This is a genomic window from Streptomyces sp. SudanB182_2057, assembly GCF_964272715.1.
GTDB classification, from domain to species: Bacteria; Actinomycetota; Actinomycetes; order Streptomycetales; family Streptomycetaceae; genus Streptomyces; species Streptomyces rubradiris.
The window spans coordinates 3639170-3659705 of the sequence record NZ_OZ186798.1 but is presented as its reverse complement, the minus strand read 5'-3'; the positions used below and the strand labels follow the sequence as shown (position 1 = coordinate 3659705).

Here is a 20536-nt window from a genome sequence, read left to right as displayed (position 1 = left end):
GCCGGACGGCGGCCCGAGCAGAGCATGGCAGGGAACGCGCGAGGGCCGCTGCCCGGGGGCAGCGGCCCTGTGGTGCGCGTGGAGGGCGCGGAGTGCGCTCAGAGCACCCGTACGGCGCCGGTGGGCGGGTCGTAGGACAGCGGGCGCTCCACGACGCCGGTGGAGGAGTTCTGGGCGCCGACGAACATGCCGCCGCCGACGTAGACGCCGACGTGGTAGGCGCTGCCCGCGCTGCCCCAGTACAGGATGTCGCCCGGCTGGAGGTTGCTCAGCGAGACCTGGGTGCCGGCGGTCGACTGGTCCTGCGACACGCGCGGCAGGCTGACGTTGATCTGCCGGAAGGCCGTCTGCACCAGGCCGGAGCAGTCGTAGGCGGACGGGCCGGTGGCGCCGGGGACGTACGCCTTGCCGACCTGCGCCCTGACGAAGTTGACGATCGTCGCGGCCGAACCGGTGGCCGTGGACGTGCCGGTGTCGGTGCTGGTGCTGGTGCCGGCACCCGTGCCGGTGCCGCTGTCGCCGAGGACGGTGCCGGTGCCGGCGCCCGCCGAGACGGAGAGCGTGGTCCGCTCCGCGGTGCGCGACGCGCGGGCGGCGGCCTCCCTGCGGGCTTCCTCCTCGGCCTTCTTCTTGGCCTCGGCCGCCTTCTTCTTGGCCTCGGCGAGGTCTGCCTCGGCCTTCTTCGCGGCCTTGGCGGCGGTCGCGTCACGCTCCGCCTGCAGCTGGTAGTTCGCGGCGGCCTGCTCGGTCGCGTCCGCGGACTGGGCCGCCTGAGCGGCCAGGTCGGCCGTCAGGGTGGGCAGTTCGAGGGTCTGCGTCACCGGCTCGGCCGCGTTCGCCGACCCGGACGCCCCGGCGACTGCCAGGGTGCTGAGGACGCCACCGGCAACTCCGGCCCGCACGGCGAGGGTCGACGCGCTGCGGCGGGGCTTCCGGTGGCTGCGTATGTGAGCGGTGTGGGACATGGGAACAACCGGTACCAGGGGCTCCTTCATATCTTCAAGAAACGTGTCGTGCGCCACAGTTGCTCAATCGATACCTGGAAACCCGGGCGTGTCGCCCTTTATTGACGCCGTAACGGACATTGCGGACCGTAGTGATCAAGCCCTTGATCACGGTCTTTGATCATTACGTCCGAATTGCCCCGCGCTTACCACTGGTTGAGGTCGTTGGCCAAGCCCGGTTCTCATCGCCCTCTCATGGACGTGACGGAGGTCACGGAACGGTCGACGGAACTCCGGCGTCCGGCGCGTGCGGAGTTCGTGAACGCGCGCACGCGCCGGGATCCGCGTTCACATCCGCGCCGGAGGCCGCTCCTGGATGTGAACGGGCTCCATTACCAGATGCCTGTGCTCAGCACCAATTTGCATGCGAGGGAACTCTCTTGATATTGAGACGACCCCTCCGGCCTGCGCTGATAAGTAGGAATGTCACTTCTGGTGATCAACTGAACGCTTCCGGTGTGTAGATCACCCATCATCCGACTTCATGATCCTTCGTCAGGTGGTGGAGATCACAAAGCTTGTGCAATACCCCGTGTCGCAGATCACAGAGCGACAGGCATAAGATGCGAGGCAGTCGGGCTTGTGACCTGCTTCACATGTTCTCGATCTTCGCCCGGGACGAGCGGGGTTCGTGGGACCGGTGAGGCGCGTGAGCCCAGTGATCCGCCAGCAGTCAGTGCCGACTGAGAGGAGCGAGGAGCGGTGAACGCGTATGCGCCCATCCTCGTACTGGGAGCCCTCGGGGCAGGCTTTGCGATCTTCTCCGTGGTCATGGCCACGCTGATCGGTCCGAAGCGGTACAACCGCGCCAAACTCGAAGCCTACGAGTGCGGCATCGAGCCGACCCCCACGCCGGCCGGCGGCGGGCGCTTCCCCATCAAGTACTACCTGACGGCGATGCTCTTCATCGTCTTCGACATCGAGATCGTCTTCCTCTACCCCTGGGCCGTCACCTTCGACGCCCTGGGGATTTTCGGGCTCGTGGAGATGCTGCTCTTCGTGCTCACCGTCTTCGTCGCGTACGCGTACGTATGGCGGCGCGGCGGCCTGGAATGGGACTGAGGGGCCTTTAGACATGGGACTCGAAGAAAAGCTGCCGAGCGGCTTCCTGCTCACCACCGTCGAGCAGGCCGCGGGCTGGGTGCGCAAGGCGTCCGTCTTCCCGGCCACCTTCGGCCTCGCCTGCTGTGCCATCGAGATGATGACCACCGGCGCCGGCCGCTACGACCTCGCCCGCTTCGGCATGGAGGTCTTCCGCGGCTCGCCGCGCCAGGCCGACCTGATGATCGTCGCCGGCCGGGTCAGCCAGAAGATGGCACCCGTCCTGCGGCAGGTCTACGACCAGATGCCCAACCCCAAGTGGGTGATCTCCATGGGCGTCTGCGCCTCCTCGGGCGGCATGTTCAACAACTACGCGATCGTCCAGGGCGTCGACCACATCGTCCCGGTCGACATCTACCTCCCCGGCTGTCCGCCCCGGCCCGAGATGCTCATGGACGCGATCCTCAAGCTCCACCAGAAGATCCAGTCCTCCAAGCTCGGCGTCAACGCCGAGGAAGCGGCCCGGGAGGCGGAGGAAGCGGCGCTGAAGGCCCTGCCCACGATCGAGATGAAGGGGCTGCTGCGGTGAGCGACGCGAAGAACGGCACCCAGGGCGCGAACGGTTCCGGGAACGGGGTCAACCCCGAGAAGGACCTCGCCGCGGCCAACCTCCCCGGGATGCGCGGCCAGGGCGGCGAGGAGATCCGCGTCCAGCGCGGCATGTTCGGCGCCAACAACGGCGGCGACACCTCCGGCTACGGCGGCCTCGTCCGCTCGGTCCGGCTCCCGGGACCGGCGACCCGGCCCTACGGCGGCTGGTTCGACGAGGTCGCCGACGAACTCGAGGGCGCCTTGGAGGAACAGGGCCTGCTGCCCGGCAACGCCATCGAGAAGACGGTCGTCGACCGCGACGAACTGACCTTCCACATCGAACGCGAGCACCTGGTCCGCGTCGCCCGCGTCCTGCGCGACGACCCGGCCCTGCGCTTCGAACTGTGCACCGGCGTCAGCGGCGTCCACTACCCGAACGACAAGGGCCGCGAGCTGCACGCCGTCTACCACCTGCGCTCGATCACCCACAACCGGCTGATCCGCCTGGAAGTCAGCGCCCCCGACGGCGATCCGCGCATCCCGTCCCTGGTCTCCGTCTATCCGACCAACGACTGGCACGAGCGCGAGACCTACGACTTCTTCGGGATCGTCTTCGACGGTCACCCGGCCCTGACGCGGATCATGATGCCGGACGACTGGCAGGGCCACCCGCAGCGCAAGGACTACCCCCTCGGCGGCATCCCCGTCGAGTACAAGGGCGCCCAGATCCCGGCTCCGGACCAGCGGAGGTCGTACTCGTGAGCAGCACCCAGTCAGCAGCCGCCCGGGAAACCACCGAGGGCACCGTCTACACGGTCACCGGTGGCGACTGGGACGAGGTCGTCCAGTCCGCGGCCCGCGCCGACGACGAACGCATCGTCGTCAACATGGGTCCGCAGCACCCGTCCACCCACGGAGTGCTCCGCCTCATCCTGGAGATCGAGGGCGAGACGGTCACCGAGGCCCGCTGCGGCATCGGCTACCTCCACACCGGCATCGAGAAGAACCTCGAATACCGCACGTGGACGCAGGGCACCACGTTCGTGACGCGCATGGACTACCTGACGTCCTTCTTCAACGAGACCGCCTACTGCCTCGCCGTCGAGAAACTCCTCGGCATCGAGGACCAGATCACCGAGCGCGCCGAGATCATCCGAGTGCTCCTGATGGAGCTGAACCGGATGTCCTCCCACCTGGTGTGCATCGCCACCGGCGGCATGGAGCTCGGCGCCACCACGATCATGATCTACGGATTCCGTGATCGTGAAATGATTCTCGACCTCTACGAGCTCATCACGGGCCTGCGCATGAACCACGCGTACATCCGGCCCGGCGGACTCGCCCAGGACCTGCCGCCCGGCGCGGTGGACCAGATCCGCGAGTTCGTGAAGAAGATGAAGAAGAACCTCCCGGAGTACGACAAGCTCGCCACCGGGAACCCCATCTTCAAGGCCCGCATGCAGGACATCGGCTACCTCGACCTGGCCGGCTGCATGGCCCTCGGCGCCACCGGCCCGATCCTGCGCTCCACCGGCCTCCCGCACGACCTGCGCAAGGCCCAGCCGTACTGCGGCTACGAGAACTACGACTTCGACGTCCCGACCGCCGACTCCTGCGACGCCTACGGCCGCTTCCTCATCCGCCTGGAGGAGATGCGCCAGTCGCTCAGGATCATCGAGCAGTGCCTGGACCGGCTCCAGCCCGGCCCGGTCATGGTCGCGGACAAGAAGATCGCCTGGCCCGCCCAGCTCGCCCTCGGACCGGACGGACTCGGCAACTCCCTCGACCACATCAAGAAGATCATGGGCACCTCCATGGAGGCCCTGATCCACCACTTCAAGCTGGTCACGGAGGGCTTCCGGGTCCCGCCGGGGCAGGCGTACGCGGCCGTCGAGTCGCCCAAGGGCGAACTCGGGGTGCACGCCGTCTCCGACGGCGGCACCCGCCCCTACCGGGTCCACTTCCGCGACCCGTCCTTCACCAACCTTCAGGCCATGGCGGCGATGTGCGAGGGCGGCCAGGTCGCCGACGTCATCGTCGCCGTCGCGTCCATCGACCCCGTGATGGGAGGCGTCGACCGGTGACCACCTCTTCCTCCGAGCGGGGCATCAGCCTGGGCATGCCCGAACTGCCCGCACCGGCCTACCCGGACGACGTCCGGGCCCGGCTGGAGGCGGACGCCCGCGAAGTGATCGCGCGCTACCCCGACTCCCGCTCCGCCCTGCTGCCGCTGCTCCACCTCGTGCAGTCCGAGGAGGGCCACGTCACCCGCACCGGGATGCGGTTCTGCGCGGACATGCTCGGCCTGACCACGGCCGAGGTCACCGCGGTCGCCACCTTCTACACCATGTACCGGCGCCGGCCCTCCGGTGACTACCAGGTCGGCGTGTGCACCAACACGCTGTGCGCGGTCATGGGCGGCGACGCCATCTTCGAGACCCTCCAGGAGCACCTGGGCGTCGGCAACGGCGAGACCACCGGCGACGGCAAGGTCACCCTGGAGCACATCGAGTGCAACGCGGCCTGCGACTACGCGCCGGTCGTGATGGTCAACTGGGAGTTCTTCGACAACCAGACCCCCGCCAGCGCCAAGCGCCTCGTCGACGACCTGCGCGCCGGACGCGCCGTACAGCCCACGCGCGGGGCGCGCCTGTGCACCTTCAAGGAGACCGCGCGGATCCTGGCCGGCTTCCCCGACGAGCGGCCCGGGGCCGTCGAGGAGGGCGGCAGCGCGGGACCCGCCTCGCTGGTGGGCCTCCGCCTGGCCAAGGGAGAGGCCGCGCCCGCGCGCGTGGTCCATCCGCGGGTCCAGCAGTCCCCGGACGCCCCGTCGGCGGGCCAGGCAGAAGAGGAGGGGGAGTGATGACGGTGGTATCCGAGGTCAAGGACCCGAGCCCCGAGAAGCTGCTCGCACCCGTGCTGTCGGCCTTCTGGGACGACGACCGGTCCTGGACTCTGGACGTCTACCGGAGGCACGAAGGGTACGAGGGGCTTCGCAAGGCCCTCGCCATGCCGCCGGACGACCTGATCGCGTACGTCAAGGAATCCGGGCTGCGAGGCCGCGGCGGCGCGGGGTTCCCGACCGGGATGAAGTGGCAGTTCATCCCCCAGGGCGATGGAAAACCGCACTATCTCGTTGTCAACGCCGACGAATCGGAGCCCGGGACGTGCAAGGACATCCCGCTCCTCTTCGCGAACCCGCACAGCCTCATCGAGGGCATCGTCATCGCGTGCCACGCCATCAGGTCGTCGCACGCCTTCATCTACCTGCGTGGTGAAGTCGTCCCCGTACTGCGGCGGTTGCACGAGGCCGTGCGCGAGGCCTACGCGGCGGGCTACCTCGGCGAGAACATCCTGGGCAGCGGGCTCGACGTGAAGCTCACCGTGCACGCCGGCGCCGGCGCGTACATCTGCGGTGAGGAGACCGCGCTGCTCGACTCGCTCGAAGGCCGCCGTGGTCAACCGCGGCTGCGTCCCCCCTTCCCGGCCGTGGAAGGCCTCTACGCCTGTCCCACTGTGGTGAACAACGTCGAGTCGATCGCGTCGGTTCCCGCGATCCTGAAAAACGGCAAGGAATGGTTCAGGTCGATGGGCAGCGAGAAGTCCCCGGGCTTCACGCTCTACTCGCTCAGCGGCCACGTCGCCAGCCCCGGGCAGTACGAGGCCCCGCTCGGCATCACCCTGCGCCAGCTCCTCGACATGAGCGGCGGCATGCGCCCCGGCCACCGGCTGAAGTTCTGGACGCCGGGCGGCTCCTCCACGCCGATGTTCACCGACGAACACCTCGACGTCCCCCTCGACTACGAGGGCGTCGGCGCCGCCGGCTCCATGCTCGGCACCAAGGCCCTGCAGTGCTTCGACGAGACGACCTGCGTGGTGCGGGCCGTCACCCGCTGGACCGAGTTCTACGCCCACGAGTCCTGCGGCAAGTGCACCCCCTGCCGGGAAGGGACGTACTGGCTGGTGCAGCTGCTGCGGGACATCGAGGCCGGCAAGGGCGCCCTGTCCGACCTCGACAAGCTCGCCGACATCGCCGACAACATCAACGGCAAGTCCTTCTGCGCCCTCGGCGACGGCGCCGCGTCCCCGATCTTCTCCTCGCTGAAGTACTTCCGCGAGGAGTACGAACAGCACATCACGGGCCGGGGCTGCCCCTTCGACCCGGCCAAGTCCACGGCCTGGGCGGACCGCCCGGAGGTGAACGCATGACCGTGACCACGAGCGCCCCCGCCGGCGGGGGCGAGGCGGCCCTCCCGCCGGAGGACCTCGTCACGCTGACCATCGACGGCATCGAGATCAGCGTGCCCAAGGGCACCCTGGTCATCCGCGCCGCCGAACAGCTCGGCATCGAGATCCCCCGGTTCTGCGACCATCCCCTCCTGGACCCGGCCGGAGCCTGCCGCCAGTGCATCGTCGAGGTCGAGGGCCAGCGCAAGCCGATGGCGTCCTGCACCATCACCTGCACCGACGGCATGGTCGTCAAGACCCACCTCACCTCCCCGGTCGCCGAGAAGGCCCAGCACGGCGTGATGGAGCTGCTGCTCATCAACCACCCGCTGGACTGCCCGGTCTGCGACAAGGGCGGCGAGTGCCCGCTGCAGAACCAGGCCGTCTCGCACGGCGGCGCCGAGTCCCGCTTCGAGGGCCGCAAGCGGACCTACGAGAAGCCCGTCGCGATCTCCGCACAGGTGCTGCTCGACCGCGAGCGGTGCGTGCTGTGCGCCCGCTGCACCCGCTTCTCCACCCAGATCGCGGGCGACCCCATGATCGAGCTGATCGAGCGGGGCGCGCTCCAGCAGGTCGGCACCGGCGAGGGCGACCCCTTCGAGTCGTACTTCTCCGGCAACACCATCCAGATCTGCCCGGTCGGCGCGCTCACCTCGGCCGCGTACCGCTTCCGCTCCCGCCCCTTCGACCTCGTCTCCTCGCCGTCGGTGTGCGAGCACTGCGCCGGCGGCTGCGCCACCCGCACCGACCACCGGCGCGGCAAGGTCATGCGGCGGCTCGCCGCCAACGACCCCGAGGTCAACGAGGAGTGGATCTGCGACAAGGGACGCTTCGCGTTCCGCTACGCGCAGCAGCGCGACCGCCTCGACACCCCGCTGGTGCGCAACGCCGACGGCGTGCTGGAGCCCGCCTCCTGGCCCGAGGCGCTCCAGGCGGCGGCCGAGGGCCTGTCCGCCGCCCGCTCCCGGGCCGGCGTCCTCACCGGCGGCCGGCTGACCGTCGAGGACGCCTACGCCTACAGCAAGTTCGCCCGCGTGGCGCTCGACACCAACGACATCGACTTCCGCGCGCGCGTGCACAGCGGCGAGGAGGCCGACTTCCTCGCCGCCCGGGTCGCCGGCCGCGGCCGTGACCTGGACGGTACGGGCGTCACGTACACCGCCCTGGAGAAGGCGCCCGCCGTGCTGCTGGTCGGCTTCGAGTCGGAGGAGGAGGCCCCCGGCGTCTTCCTGCGGCTGCGCAAGGCCTGGCGCAAGCACAAGCAGCGGGTGTACGCGCTGGCCACGCACGCCACCCGGGGCCTGGAGAAGGCCGGCGGCACGCTGCTGCCGGCCGCCCCCGGCACCGAGACCGAGTGGCTGGACGCCCTCGCGAGCGGCGTCGGCCTGGAGGAACCGGGCACGCGCGCCGCCGAGGCGCTGCGCGCCGACGGCGCCGTCATCGTCGTGGGGGAGCGGCTGGCCGCGGTCGCGGGCGGCCTCACCGCCGCCGTGCGCACCGCCGCCGCCACCGGCGCCGAGCTGGTGTGGATCCCCCGCCGGGCCGGTGAGCGCGGCGCCGTGGAGGCGGGCGCGCTGCCCTCCCTGCTGCCGGGCGGCCGGCCCGCGACCGACCCGCGCGCGCGGGAGGAGGTCGCCGCCGTCTGGGGACTCGCCGAACTCCCCGCGGGCTACGGCCGCGACACCCACCAGATCCTGGCCGCCGCCGCGGCCGGTGAACTGTCCGCGCTGCTGGTCGCCGGGGTGGAGGTCGCCGACCTGCCCGACCCGGCACGCGCGCGTGAGGCGCTTCGCAGCGTCGGCTTCCTGGTGTCGCTGGAACTGCGGCCCAGCGAGGTCACCGCGCACGCCGACGTCGTCCTGCCGGTCGCCGCGGTCGCCGAGAAGGCCGGCTCCTTCCTCAACTGGGAGGGCCGCGTGCGCTCCTTCGAGGCCGCGCTCAAGCCCGACCAGATGACCCGCCGGCTCGCCCCGGCCGACACCCGCGTGCTGCACATGCTCGCCGACGCCATGGACGCCCACCTGGGCCTGCCGGACCTGCGCACCACCCGCGCGGAGATCGACCGGCTCGGCCTGTGGGACGGCCCCCGCGCCCTGCCGCCGATGGAGTCCGCGGGCGCCCTGCCCCGCCCGGCGGCCGGCGAGGCGGTACTGGCCGGGCACCGGCTCCTGCTCGACCAAGGCGTCCTTCAGGAGGGCGATGAGGCGCTCGCCGGAACCCGGCACGCCGCACAAGCCCGCCTGTCCGCGGCCACGGCCGCCGAGGCGGGCGTCGAGGACGGCGGCACCCTGGCCGTCACCGGCCCCGCCGGCACGGTCGAACTGCCCCTCAGGATCACCGAGATGCCCGACCGGGTGGTCTGGCTCCCGCTGAACTCCGCCGGCGGCGGCGTCGCCTCCGACGCCGGGGCGCGGCCCGGCTCCCTCGTCCGCATCGGCCCGGCGGCCACCGCCGAGACGGCCCCCAAGGAGGTGGAGGCATGACCGCGTACCTCGCCGTCGAAGACCTCTCGATGTTCGGCCGCGACCCCTGGTGGCTGGTCGTCGTCAAGGCCGTCTTCTGCTTCGCCTTCCTGATGGTGACCGTGCTGTTCTCCATCGTCTGGGAGCGCAAGGTCGTCGCCTGGATGCAGCTGCGCGTCGGCCCCAACCGGCACGGCCCCTGGGGCATGCTCCAGTCGCTCGCCGACGGCATCAAACTGATGCTCAAGGAGGACCTCGTCGTCAAACGCGCGGACAAGGTGGTCTACGTCCTCGCGCCGATCGTCGCGGCCATCCCCGCCTTCATGGCGATCGCGGTGATCCCCTTCGGCCCGGCCGGCAACGAGATCTCGATCTTCGGCCACCGCACCACGATGCAGCTCACCGACCTGCCGATCGCGATGCTCTACATCCTCGCGGTCGCCTCCGTCGGCATCTACGGCATCGTGCTGGCGGGCTGGAGTTCCGGATCCACCTATCCGCTGCTGGGCGGCCTGCGCTCCTGCGCCCAGATGATCTCCTACGAGATCGCCATGGGCGCCGCGTTCGCCTCCGTGTTCCTCTACTCGGGATCGATGTCGACGTCCAGGATCGTGGAGGCGCAGGCCGACCGCTGGTACATCCTGCTGCTGCCGGTCTCCTTCATCCTGTACATCGTCACGATGGTCGGCGAGACCAACCGCGCCCCCTTCGACATGCCGGAGTCCGAGGGCGACCTGGTCGGCGGCTTCAACACCGAGTACTCGTCGATCAAGTTCGCGATGTTCATGCTCGCCGAGTACGTCAACATGGTGACGGTCTCGGCCGTCTCCGCCACCCTCTTCCTCGGCGGCTGGCGCGCACCCTGGCCGATCAGCACCTTCTGGGAGGGCGCCAACCACGGCTGGTGGCCGCTGCTCTGGTTCGTCGTCAAGGTCCAGCTGCTGCTGTTCTTCTTCATCTGGTTGCGCGGCACCCTCCCGCGCGTGCGCTACGACCAGCTGATGAAGCTCGGCTGGAAGGTCCTCATCCCGGTCTCGGTGACCTGGCTGATGCTCGTCGCGACCGTCCGCGCGCTGCGCAACGAGAACTACGACTTCGCCGACATCGCCCTCTACGTCGGCGGCGGAGTCCTCGCCTTGCTGCTCGTCTCCTTCGTCGCCGACATGTTCCGCGAGAAGAACAGGACCGCCGGGCCGCCCGCCGCCCGGGAGCCGGTCTTCGATCCCATGGCGGGCGGATTCCCCGTACCGCCGCTGCCCGGACAGCAGGTGCCGCCGGTGCCCAGGCGCCGCCCGCGCCGGGAGCGGGAGCTGATTGTCAGTGGTGGGCCGGACACTGTCAGTGACGGAACTTCGGATGGAAAGGAGGCGTCCGATGGCTGAGGAGCCCCAGGAGTCCGGGCAGATCAAGCCCGGCTTCCAGAACCCCGTGGCCGGCTTCGGCGTGACCTTCAAGGCCATGTTCAAGAAGCGGCTGACCGAGCAGTACCCGGAGCAGAAGAAGACCACGGCTCCGCGGTTCCACGGACGGCACCAGCTCAACCGCCATCCGGACGGCCTGGAGAAGTGCGTCGGCTGCGAGCTGTGCGCCTGGGCCTGCCCCGCCGACGCCATCTATGTGGAGGGCGCCGACAACACCGACGAGGAACGCTACTCGCCGGGCGAGCGCTACGGCCGCGTCTACCAGATCAACTACGCCCGCTGCATCCTGTGCGGCCTGTGCATCGAGGCGTGCCCCACGCGCGCGCTGACGATGACCAACGAGTTCGAACTGGCCGACTCCAGCCGCGCCAACCTCATCTACACCAAGGAGCAGCTGCTCGCCGGCCTCGAAGAGGGCATGGTCGACACCCCGCACGCCATCTTCCCGGGGACGGACGAACAGGACTACTACCGCGGCCTGGTCACCCACGCCGCGCCCGGCACCGTCCGGCAGCCCGCCGTCTCCAAGGGCGAGGGTCCGCAGGAGGCCGCCGCCACCTTCGGCGAGGACGAGCCGGCCTCGCAGGAGGTGATCGGCCGATGAGCGCGCAGCACCTCGCCGCCTACACCACCTCCACCGGTGAGGCCTTCCAGTTCTGGGTCCTCGGCACCATCGCGGTGATCGGCGCCCTGTGCACCGTCTTCATGAAGAAGGCCGTGCACAGCGCGCTCTGCCTCGCCGGCACGATGATCGTCCTGGCGGTGTTCTACCTCGCCAACGGCGCCTATTTCCTCGGCATCGTGCAGATCGTCGTCTACACCGGCGCGATCATGATGCTGTTCCTGTTCGTGGTGATGCTCGTCGGCGTCACGGCCGCGGACTCCCTGAAGGAGACCATCAAGGGCCAGCGCTGGCTGGCCCTGCTGTGCGGGGTCGGCTTCGGCGTCCTGCTGTTCGCCGGCATCGGCAACGCCTCCCTGAAGGAGTTCAACGGCACCGGCCGGGCCAACGCCGGCGGCAACGTCGAGGGACTGGCGTCGCTGATCTTCACCAAGTACGTCTTCGCCTTCGAGATCACCGGCGCGCTGCTCATCACGGCGGCCGTCGGCGCCATGGTGCTCACCCACCGGGAGCGCACGGAGCGCGCCAAGACCCAGCGCGAACTGTCCGAACAGCGCATCCGCGAGGGCACGTACATCCCGCCGCTGCCCGCCCCCGGCGTCTACGCCCGGCACAACGCGGTCGACATCGCGGGCCTGCTGCCCGACGGCACCCCGTCCGAGCTGACCGTCAGCAAGACGCTGCGCGCCCGCGGCCAGATCCGTGACGTGTCCACCGAGGCGCTCAACGACCTGCGGGCGCTGGAGCAGCGCGCGGAGGAACGCCTGGAGCGCCGGGCCATCGAGCCGGAGACGTTCAAGCGGCCCGAGGAGGCGTCGAAGTGAACCCGGTCAACTACCTCTACCTCGCCGCCCTGCTGTTCACGATCGGCGCGACCGGCGTCCTCATCCGGCGCAACGCCATCGTGGTCTTCATGTGCGTCGAGCTGATGCTGAACGCCTGCAACCTCGCGTTCGTCGCCTTCTCCCGGATGCACGGCAACCTCGACGGACAGATCATCGCCTTCTTCACGATGGTCGTCGCCGCCGCCGAGGTCGTGGTGGGCCTCGCGATCATCGTGTCGCTGTTCCGCACCCGCCACTCGGCCTCGGTCGACGACGCCAGCCTGATGAAGCTGTAAGGGGTCGGAAGAATCGTGGAGAACCTGATCGCGCCGCTCATCGCGGCGCCCCTGCTCGGAGCGGCCGTCCTCCTGGTCGGCGGCCGGCGCCTGGACCGCGGCGGCCACTGGATCGGCGTCCTGCTGTCGTTCGTCTCCTTCGCCCTCGGGCTCGTCCTCTTCACCGACCTGCTCGGCAAGGGCGCCGGACACCGCACGCTGACCCAGCACCTGTTCAGCTGGATCCCGGTGGCCGGTTTCCAGGCGGACATCACCTTCCGCCTGGACCAGCTGTCGATGACGTTCGTCCTGCTCATCACGGGCGTCGGCTCGCTGATCCACCTGTACTCGGTCGGGTACATGGCGCACGACGAGCGCCGCCGCCGCTTCTTCGGCTACCTGAACCTGTTCCTCGCGGCCATGCTGCTGCTCGTCCTCGCCGACAACTACCTGCTGCTGTACGTCGGCTGGGAGGGCGTCGGCCTCGCCTCGTACCTGCTGATCGGCTTCTGGCAGCACAAGCCCAGCGCCGCCACGGCCGCGAAGAAGGCGTTCCTGGTCAACCGCGTCGGCGACATGGGCCTGTCGATCGCGATCATGCTGATGTTCACCACCTTCGGCGGCTTCGCCTTCGGCCCGCTCCTCGGCACGCACGAGGAGCCGGGGCTCGTCGGCGACGCCTCCGAGGGCAAACTGACCGCGATCGCCCTGATGCTGCTGCTCGCCGCCTGCGGCAAGTCCGCCCAGGTGCCGCTGCAGTCCTGGCTCGGGGACGCCATGGAGGGCCCGACCCCGGTCTCCGCCCTCATCCACGCGGCGACCATGGTGACCGCCGGCGTCTATCTGATCGTCCGCTCCGGCGCGATCTTCAACGCGGCGCCCGACGCCCAGCTGGCCGTCACCGTCGTCGGCGCGGTCACGCTGCTGTTCGGTGCGATCGTCGGTTGCGCCAAGGACGACATCAAGAAGGCGCTGGCCGGCTCGACCATGTCGCAGATCGGCTACATGGTCCTCGCCGCCGGTCTCGGCCCCATCGGCTACGTCTTCGCGATCATGCACCTGGTGACGCACGGCTTCTTCAAGGCCGGGCTGTTCCTCGGCGCCGGTTCGGTGATGCACGGCATGAACGACGAGGTCGACATGCGCCGCTACGGCGGCCTGCGCAAGTACATGCCGGTCACGTTCGTCACCTTCGGCCTCGGCTACCTCGCCATCATCGGCTTCCCGGGCCTGTCCGGCTTCTTCTCCAAGGACAAGATCATCGAGGCGGCGTTCGCCAAGGGCGGCACCGAGGGCTGGATCCTCGGCGGCGCGGCCCTGCTGGGCGCGGCCATCACCGCCTTCTACATGACGCGCGTGATGCTGATGACGTTCTTCGGAGAGGAACGGTGGCGCCATGCCCCGACCCCGTCCCCGGCCGAGCCCGGCGTGGAGCCGGCCGCCGAGACCGGGGGCGAGCACACCGTGCCGCACCCGCACGAGTCCCCGAAGGTCATGACGATCCCGATGATCGTCCTCGCCGTCGGCTCGGTCTTCGGCGGTGCCTTCTTCAGCATCGGCGACCGCTTCCTGAACTGGCTGGAACCGGTCACCGGGCACGACCACGGCCACGCGCCGCTCAGCGCCGGGGTGATCACCGGGGCCACCATGGTCTGCCTGGTCGTCGGCGTCGCCCTCGCCTGGGCCCAGTACGGCCGCAAGCCCGTCCCGGCGGTCGCCCCGCGCGGTTCGCTGCTCACCCGCGCGGCCCGCCGCGACCTGCTCCAGGACGACTTCAACCACGTGGTCCTGGTGCGGGGCGGCGAGCACCTGACGCGCTCCCTGGTCTACCTCGACCACTCCCTGGTGGACGGCGTCGTCAACGGCACGGCGGCCGGCTTCGGCGGTCTGTCCGGACGGCTGCGCCGGCTCCAGAACGGCTTCGCCCGCTCCTACGCGGTCTCGATGTTCGGCGGCGCGGCACTCCTGGTCGCCGCGACCCTGCTGATGAGGGCGGTCTGATACCGATGTCCTTTCCCCTGCTGACAGCGACGGCGGTGCTCCCGGCCCTCGGGGCCGTCGCCACGGCCGCCGTACCGGCCGCCCAGCGCACCGCCGCCAAGTGGCTGGCGCTGCTCTTCTCGCTCGCCACGCTCGCCCTGGCCGTCACCGTCCTGGTCCGCTTCGACCCGGACGGCGAGCGCTACCAGCTCACCGAGAACCACGCCTGGATCAGGGACTTCGGGGTCAGGTACGAACTGGGCGTCGACGGCATCGCGGTGGCGCTGATCGCGCTGACCGCCCTGCTGATCCCGTTCATCATCCTCGCCGGCTGGCACGACGCCGACCCGCTGGAGACCGGCAGCCGCCGCTGGCGGCCCACCCAGGGCTTCTTCGCGCTGATCCTGGCGGTGGAGGCGATGGTGGTCATTTCGTTCGAGGCCACGGACGTCTTCGTCTTCTACATCTTCTTCGAAGCCATGCTCATTCCGATGTACTTCCTCATCGGCGGCTTCGGGGACCGTGCCCACGAGCACGGCGAGGAGACGGCCGCCACCCAGCGGTCGTACGCGGCGGTGAAGTTCCTGCTCTACAACCTGGCCGGCGGCCTGATCATGCTGGCCGCGGTGATCGGGCTCTACGTGGTCGCCGGGACCTTCTCGCTCACCGAGATCGCCGACGCCCGGGCGAACGGCACGCTGCACATGGCGACGAACACCGAACGCTGGCTGTTCCTCGGCTTCTTCTTCGCCTTCGCGGTGAAGGCGCCGTTGTGGCCGCTGCACACCTGGCTGCCCAACGCCATGCAGGAGGCCACCGCGCCCGTCGCCGTCCTCATCACCGCGGTGGTCGACAAGGTGGGCACGTTCGCGATGCTCCGCTTCTGCCTCCAGCTGTTCCCGGAGGCCAGCAAGTGGGCGACGCCGGTCGTCCTCGTCCTGGCCCTGATCAGCATCATCTACGGCGCGCTGCTCGCCGTCGGCCAGCGGGACATCAAACGCCTGGTGGCCTACGCGTCGATCTCGCACTTCGGCTTCATCATCATGGGCGTCTTCGCGATGACCAGCCAGGGCCAGTCCGGTGCCACGCTGTACATGGTCAACCACGGCATCTCCACCGCCGCGCTGATGCTCGTCGCCGGTTTCCTCATCTCCCGGCGCGGCTCGCGGCTCATCGCCGACTACGGAGGCGTGCAGAAGGTCGCCCCGGTGCTCGCCGGCACCTTCCTGATCGGCGGCCTCGCCACGCTGTCGCTGCCCGGCCTCGCCCCGTTCGTGAGCGAGTTCCTGGTGCTGGTCGGCACGTTCGCGCGCTACCCGGTGATCGGGATCATCGCCACCTTCGGCATCGTCCTCGCCGCCCTGTACACCCTGGTGCTCTACCAGCGGACGATGACGGGCCCGGTGAAGCCGGAGGTCTCGGCGATGCCCGACCTGCGCGCGCGTGAGGTGCTGGTCGTGGCCCCGCTGATCGTGCTGCTGATCTTCCTGGGTGTCTACCCGAAGCCGGTCACGGACATCGTCGACCCGGCGGTCAAACAGACCCTGTCCGACGTACACAAGCAGGACCCCCAGCCCGAGGTGGAGGCGGCCAAGTGAGCGCAACAGCCGTCCACAGCCTGTGGACAACCGCGGCCGAACCGATCTCGAAGATCGACGCGCCGAAGATCGAGTACGCACAATTGTCGCCGACGCTGATCGTCGTCGGCGCGGCGCTGGTGGGGGTGCTGATCGAGGCGTTCGTGCCGCGCCGGTCCCGCTACTACGCGCAGGTGTTCGTGTCCGTCGTCGCCCTGTGCGCCGCCTTCGCGGCGGTCGTCGCGCTGGCGGCCGACGGGTTCGGCACCACGAAGGCACACATCGCGGCCATGGGCGCGATCGCGGTCGACGGCCCGGCCCTCTTCCTCCAGGGCACCATCCTGCTGGCCGGCCTGGTCGGTCTGTTCACCTTCGCGGAACGGCGCCTGGACCCGGAGGCGCACGGCAACCGGGTCGACTCCTTCGCCGCGCAGGCCGCGTCCGTGCCCGGCAGCGACAGCGAGAAGGCCGCGGTGCGGGCGGGCTTCACCACCACCGAGGTCTTCCCGCTGCTCCTCTTCGCGATCGGCGGCATGCTGATCTTCCCGGCGGCCAACGACCTGCTGACCCTGTTCGTGGCCCTGGAGGTCCTCTCCCTGCCGCTGTACCTGCTGTGCGCGCTGGCCCGGCGCAAGCGGCTGATGTCGCAGGAGGCCGCGGTCAAGTACTTCCTGCTGGGCGCGTTCGCCTCGGCGTTCACCCTGTTCGGCATCGCGCTGCTGTACGGCTACGCGGGCTCGATGTCGTACGCCCGCATCGCCCAGGTGGTCGACGGCACCGTCCCCGACGTCGACCCGGCGCTCGCCAACACCATGGGCAACGACGCGCTGCTGCTGATCGGCGGCGCCCTGCTCGTCATGGGCCTGCTGTTCAAGGTGGGCGCGGTGCCGTTCCACATGTGGACCCCCGACGTCTACCAGGGCGCGCCCACCCCCGTGACCGGGTTCATGGCGGCGGCGACGAAGGTGGCCGCGTTCGGCGCGCTGCTGCGCCTGCTCTACGTCGTCCTGCCCGGCCTGCGCTGGGACTGGCGGCCGGTGATGTGGGCGGTGGCGATCATCACCATGCTGGGCGGCGCGATCGTCGCCATCACCCAGACCGACATCAAGCGCCTGCTGGCGTACTCGTCCATCGCGCACGCCGGGTTCATCCTCGCGGGTGTCATCGCCACGTCCAAGGACGGCGTGTCGTCGGTCCTCTTCTACCTCGCGGGCTACTCCTTCGTGACGATCGGCGCGTTCGCCGTGGTCACGCTGGTGCGGGACGCGGGCGGCGAGGCGACCCACCTGTCCAAGTGGGCGGGCCTCGGCCGGCGCTCGCCGCTGGTGGCGGCCGTGTTCGCGGTGTTCCTGCTGGCCTTCGCCGGCATCCCGCTGACCTCCGGGTTCGCGGGGAAGTTCGCCGTGTTCAAGGCGGCGGCGGACGGCGGCGCGGTGCCGCTGGTCATCGTGGGTGTGGTCTCCTCGGCGATCGCCGCGTTCTTCTACATCCGGGTGATCGTCCTGATGTTCTTCAGCGAGCCGAAGCCGGAGGGCCCGACCGTGGCCGTCCCGTCCCCGCTGACCATGCTGGCGATCGGCATGGGCGTGGCCACCACCCTGGTCCTAGGCATCGCCCCCCAGTACTTCCTGGACCTGGCCGGCCAGGCGGGGGTCTTCGTGCGCTGACACCCACCTCGTACATGCCGCTGCCCGGCACCCTTGCTCAGGGGCCGGGCAGCGGCATTCGGTGGGGGTCACTTCGTCCTGTCGCGGCGCGTCTTGATCTGGGTGAGGTCGAGGTCCATCGGAAACGGCACGTCCAGCTTCATGCGCTCGCGGAAGATGCCGGTGCTGGTGTAGGTGCCGGTCGTGGGTTCCAACTCGAAGACGTGCACGGCGGCCCGGCCGTCCTCATTCTCGACCCGCCAGTAGTGGGGGATCTTGGCGCGGGCGTATTTCAGGGGCTTGGTCTCGCGGTCCAGGGAAAGGGTCTCCGGCGACACGACTTCGACGGCCAGCACCACGGATGTCGCCGGGACCCTGGTCTGATCGTGGCTCCGCACTGCCTCTGCCCGTAGGACGATCACGTCAGCTTCCGGCCTGTTCTGTCGGTCGATGTCGAAGGTGAACCGATGCAGGACCTCAAGGCTGGCCGGCGCGGAACTGTCCAGTTGGTGGCCGCAGTAACTCATGGCGCGCTCATGGAACAGCGACTGGGGGCACGGGAAGACGAGGCTCGCGTCGATCAATTGTGTGTGGGGTGGCAGGCCCGAAAGGGCGTCCAGGTCGTCGGCGGTCCACCCGCCTTCGGGCGGAACCGGCCAGACAGGCGCCGAGGCATCGAGGGCCGCGCTCATGGGTGCTCCGTGGACTCGGTCTTGATTTGTCGCTCTACGTTATCGAGTGATGACATCGGTGAACGAGCGAACCTGTGGATAACTCCGGGGCTGTCGGTGTGGGCCCCTATCGTGGAGGGAGTCGTTGTACGACGGCACACGGGGGACCGACGGGGGACAGGACGATGGGCGTGATGGGCGGGATCAGCGAGATGGCACAGGTGACCGAGGGGCCGGACGCGGCCGGCAGCGAGGCGTTGGCCACGCTGCACCGGGTCTTCGGATTCGACGCCTTCCGGGGCGAGCAGCAGGCGATCATCGAGCATGTGGTGGCGGGCGGCGACGCTGTCGTGCTCATGCCGACCGGCGGCGGAAAGTCGCTGTGCTACCAGATCCCGGCCCTGGTCAGACCGGGTACGGGCGTGGTGGTCTCCCCGCTGATCGCTCTGATGCAGGACCAGGTGGACGCCCTGCGCGCCCTCGGCGTCCGGGCCGGCTTCATGAACTCCACGCAGGACTTCGACGAGCGGCGCGTGGTCGAGGCCGAGTTCCTGGCGGGCGAACTGGACCTGCTCTATCTGGCACCGGAGCGGCTGCGCCTGGACGCCACGCTGGACCTGCTCTCCCGCGGCAAGATCTCCGTCTTCGCCATCGACGAGGCGCACTGCGTGTCCCAGTGGGGCCACGACTTCCGCCCCGACTATCTCGCCCTGTCCCTGCTCGGCGAGCGCTGGCCGGACGTGCCGCGGATCGCCCTCACCGCCACGGCGACCCGCGCCACGCACGAGGAGATCACCCAGCGGCTGAACCTGCCGACGGCCCGGCACTTCGTCGCCAGCTTCGACCGGCCCAACATCCAGTACCGGATCGTGCCCAAGGCCGACCCCAAGAAGCAGCTCCTCGCCTTCCTTCGGGAGGAGCACCCGGGCGACGCCGGCATCGTCTACTGCCTGTCGCGGAACTCGGTCGAGCGCACGGCCGAGTTCCTGACCGCGAACGGCATCCAGGCGGTGCCGTACCACGCGGGCCTGGACGCCTCCGTCCGCGCGGCGCACCAGTCCCGGTTCCTGCGCGAGGACGGCCTGGTCGTGGTCGCGACCATCGCCTTCGGCATGGGCATCGACAAGCCGGACGTGCGCTTCGTCGCCCACCTGGACCTGCCCAAGTCGATCGAGGGCTACTACCAGGAGACCGGCCGCGCGGGCCGCGACGGACTGCCGTCCACGGCCTGGATGGCGTACGGCCTGAACGACGTCATACAGCAGCGCAAGCTGATCCAGTCCGGCGAGGGCGACGAGGCGTTCCGCCGCCGGGCCGCCGCCCACCTCGACGCCATGCTCGCGCTGTGCGAGACCGCCCGGTGCCGCCGCGGCCAGCTGCTCGCCTACTTCGGCCAGGACGCCGACGCGGAAGCCTGCGGCAACTGCGACACCTGCCTCACCCCGCCGGAGACCTGGGACGGCACGGTCGCCGCGCAGAAGGCGCTGTCCACGGTGGTGCGGTTGCAGCGAGAGCGCGGGCAGAAGTTCGGCGCGGTGCAGATCGTGGACATCCTGCTCGGCAAGCGCACCGGCAAGGTGATCCAGTTCGACCACGACCAGCTGTCCGTCTTCGGTATCGGCCAGGACCTCACCGAGGGCGAGTGGCGGGGCGTCATCCGGCAGCTGCTGGCCCAGGGGCTCCTCGCGGTCGAGGGCGAGTACGGCACGCTGGTGCTCACCGAGGCGAGCGGCGCGGTGCTGCGCAGCGAGCGCGAGGTGCCGCTGCGCAAGGAGCCGAAGAAGCCGGCCGCCTCCCGGTCCCGGTCCGCCGCCGGCTCCGGTGCCTCCGGTGCCGGCAAGGCCAAGGCCGCCGCGGCCGAGCTGCCCGAGGCGCTGCTCCCCGCCTTCGAGGCCCTGCGGGCCTGGCGCGCCGAGCAGGCCCGGGAACAGGGCGTCCCGGCGTACGTCATCTTCCACGACGCCACCCTCCGGGAGATCGTGTCCCGGTGGCCCGGCTCGGTGCGGGAGCTGGGCACGGTGAACGGCGTCGGCGAGAAGAAGCTGGCCACGTACGGCGAAGGCGTGCTCCGGGTGCTGGCCTCCCTGGACGGCGCCGCACCGCCCGCCCCCGCCGCCGCACCGGACGACGCGGACTGGCCCGAGCCGGCCGACGAGCCCGAGCCGGAGCCGGAGCCCGACTGGGCATAGCCCGCC

General features: G+C 69.9%; 17 protein-coding genes. 15 read left to right on the top strand and 2 right to left on the bottom strand.

Features of this window, described 5'->3' with window-relative positions; genetic code table 11:
- Positions 1 to 98: 98 nt before the first annotated feature.
- Positions 99 to 965 (bottom strand): C40 family peptidase, encoded by an 867-nt coding sequence (locus ACSURM_RS15745; RefSeq protein ID WP_436955658.1) that lies wholly within the window; start codon positions 963 to 965, stop codon positions 99 to 101.
- Positions 966 to 1706: 741 nt separating this feature from the next.
- On the opposite strand from ACSURM_RS15745, the gene ACSURM_RS15740 reads away from it, so the two are divergent.
- Genes ACSURM_RS15740 through nuoN form a run of 14 tightly spaced genes read left to right on the top strand, consistent with a single transcriptional unit; the run spans position 1707 to position 17691 of the window.
- A complete protein-coding gene (locus tag ACSURM_RS15740) occupies positions 1707 to 2066 on the top strand; it encodes an NADH-quinone oxidoreductase subunit A (protein ID WP_003992243.1) in 360 nt (119 codons plus the stop codon).
- Positions 2067 to 2079: 13 nt separating this feature from the next.
- The gene (locus tag ACSURM_RS15735) at positions 2080 to 2634 is read left to right on the top strand and encodes a NuoB/complex I 20 kDa subunit family protein (protein ID WP_007383964.1); all 555 of its coding nucleotides are present in this window, start codon (positions 2080 to 2082) and stop codon (positions 2632 to 2634) included.
- Complete coding sequence (locus tag ACSURM_RS15730) at positions 2631 to 3398, top strand: NADH-quinone oxidoreductase subunit C (RefSeq protein WP_436955655.1); 768 nt, start codon at positions 2631 to 2633, stop codon at positions 3396 to 3398. Before ACSURM_RS15735 ends, ACSURM_RS15730 begins: the two co-directional genes overlap by 4 nt.
- Positions 3395 to 4720, top strand: coding sequence for an NADH-quinone oxidoreductase subunit D (locus ACSURM_RS15725; RefSeq protein ID WP_436955653.1), 1326 nt, complete (start codon positions 3395 to 3397; stop codon positions 4718 to 4720). The genes ACSURM_RS15730 and ACSURM_RS15725 overlap by 4 nt, the downstream gene beginning before the upstream one ends.
- Entirely contained in the window at positions 4717 to 5499 is a 783-nt protein-coding gene (gene nuoE / locus ACSURM_RS15720; RefSeq protein WP_359048799.1) for an NADH-quinone oxidoreductase subunit NuoE, read from the top strand. Before ACSURM_RS15725 ends, nuoE begins: the two co-directional genes overlap by 4 nt.
- Positions 5499 to 6845, top strand: a complete 1347-nt coding sequence (nuoF, locus tag ACSURM_RS15715) for an NADH-quinone oxidoreductase subunit NuoF (RefSeq protein WP_391342218.1) — start codon at positions 5499 to 5501, stop codon at positions 6843 to 6845. Before nuoE ends, nuoF begins: the two co-directional genes overlap by 1 nt.
- The gene (locus tag ACSURM_RS15710; RefSeq protein WP_436955650.1) at positions 6842 to 9346 is read left to right on the top strand and encodes an NADH-quinone oxidoreductase subunit G; all 2505 of its coding nucleotides are present in this window, start codon (positions 6842 to 6844) and stop codon (positions 9344 to 9346) included. The genes nuoF and ACSURM_RS15710 overlap by 4 nt, the downstream gene beginning before the upstream one ends.
- Positions 9343 to 10707, top strand: coding sequence for an NADH-quinone oxidoreductase subunit NuoH (nuoH, locus tag ACSURM_RS15705; RefSeq protein ID WP_436955648.1), 1365 nt, complete (start codon positions 9343 to 9345; stop codon positions 10705 to 10707). The genes ACSURM_RS15710 and nuoH overlap by 4 nt, the downstream gene beginning before the upstream one ends.
- Positions 10700 to 11350: an NADH-quinone oxidoreductase subunit NuoI gene (gene nuoI, locus ACSURM_RS15700; protein WP_436955646.1), complete on the top strand. Its 651-nt coding sequence runs from the start codon at positions 10700 to 10702 to the stop codon at positions 11348 to 11350. Before nuoH ends, nuoI begins: the two co-directional genes overlap by 8 nt.
- Positions 11347 to 12192 carry an NADH-quinone oxidoreductase subunit J gene (locus ACSURM_RS15695; RefSeq protein ID WP_436955644.1) on the top strand — a complete coding sequence of 282 codons (846 nt, stop codon included), beginning with the start codon at positions 11347 to 11349 and terminating at the stop codon, positions 12190 to 12192. The genes nuoI and ACSURM_RS15695 overlap by 4 nt, the downstream gene beginning before the upstream one ends.
- Positions 12189 to 12488, top strand: a complete 300-nt coding sequence (gene nuoK, locus ACSURM_RS15690) for an NADH-quinone oxidoreductase subunit NuoK (RefSeq protein ID WP_030778338.1) — start codon at positions 12189 to 12191, stop codon at positions 12486 to 12488. The genes ACSURM_RS15695 and nuoK overlap by 4 nt, the downstream gene beginning before the upstream one ends.
- A 15-nt stretch (positions 12489 to 12503) precedes the next feature.
- Positions 12504 to 14468 carry an NADH-quinone oxidoreductase subunit L gene (gene nuoL / locus ACSURM_RS15685; protein ID WP_436955642.1) on the top strand — a complete coding sequence of 655 codons (1965 nt, stop codon included), beginning with the start codon at positions 12504 to 12506 and terminating at the stop codon, positions 14466 to 14468.
- Between the two features lie 5 nt (positions 14469 to 14473).
- On the top strand, positions 14474 to 16045 hold the full coding sequence (locus tag ACSURM_RS15680) for an NADH-quinone oxidoreductase subunit M (RefSeq protein WP_436955640.1): 1572 nt from the start codon (positions 14474 to 14476) through the stop codon (positions 16043 to 16045).
- Complete coding sequence (nuoN, locus tag ACSURM_RS15675; RefSeq protein WP_436955638.1) at positions 16042 to 17691, top strand: NADH-quinone oxidoreductase subunit NuoN; 1650 nt, start codon at positions 16042 to 16044, stop codon at positions 17689 to 17691. The genes ACSURM_RS15680 and nuoN overlap by 4 nt, the downstream gene beginning before the upstream one ends.
- Before the next feature lie 68 nt (positions 17692 to 17759).
- Here the strand turns inward: nuoN and ACSURM_RS15670 are convergent, their stop codons facing one another.
- Positions 17760 to 18362, bottom strand: coding sequence for a Uma2 family endonuclease (locus tag ACSURM_RS15670; protein ID WP_436955636.1), 603 nt, complete (start codon positions 18360 to 18362; stop codon positions 17760 to 17762).
- A 164-nt stretch (positions 18363 to 18526) separates the two neighbouring features.
- Here ACSURM_RS15670 and recQ point away from each other — a divergent pair, with 164 nt between their 5' ends.
- A complete protein-coding gene (recQ, locus tag ACSURM_RS15665; RefSeq protein WP_436955634.1) occupies positions 18527 to 20530 on the top strand; it encodes a DNA helicase RecQ in 2004 nt (667 codons plus the stop codon).
- The last annotated feature ends 6 nt before the right edge of the window (positions 20531 to 20536 follow it).

Bases quoted from the DNA above. Each gene is read 5' to 3' on its own strand.
- ACSURM_RS15745 (WP_436955658.1), bottom strand. From the start codon at position 965: ATGTCCCACACCGCTCACATACGCAGCCACCGGAAGCCCCGCCGCAGC.
- ACSURM_RS15735 (WP_007383964.1), top strand. From the start codon at position 2,080: ATGGGACTCGAAGAAAAGCTGCCGAGCGGCTTCCTGCTCACCACCGTC.
- nuoF (WP_391342218.1), top strand. From the start codon at position 5,499: ATGACGGTGGTATCCGAGGTCAAGGACCCGAGCCCCGAGAAGCTGCTC.
- ACSURM_RS15710 (WP_436955650.1), top strand. From the start codon at position 6,842: ATGACCGTGACCACGAGCGCCCCCGCCGGCGGGGGCGAGGCGGCCCTC.
- nuoH (WP_436955648.1), top strand. From the start codon at position 9,343: ATGACCGCGTACCTCGCCGTCGAAGACCTCTCGATGTTCGGCCGCGAC.
- nuoI (WP_436955646.1), top strand. From the start codon at position 10,700: ATGGCTGAGGAGCCCCAGGAGTCCGGGCAGATCAAGCCCGGCTTCCAG.
- ACSURM_RS15695 (WP_436955644.1), top strand. From the start codon at position 11,347: ATGAGCGCGCAGCACCTCGCCGCCTACACCACCTCCACCGGTGAGGCC.
- ACSURM_RS15680 (WP_436955640.1), top strand. From the start codon at position 14,474: ATGTCCTTTCCCCTGCTGACAGCGACGGCGGTGCTCCCGGCCCTCGGG.
- ACSURM_RS15670 (WP_436955636.1), bottom strand. From the start codon at position 18,362: ATGAGCGCGGCCCTCGATGCCTCGGCGCCTGTCTGGCCGGTTCCGCCC.
- recQ (WP_436955634.1), top strand. From the start codon at position 18,527: ATGGGCGTGATGGGCGGGATCAGCGAGATGGCACAGGTGACCGAGGGG.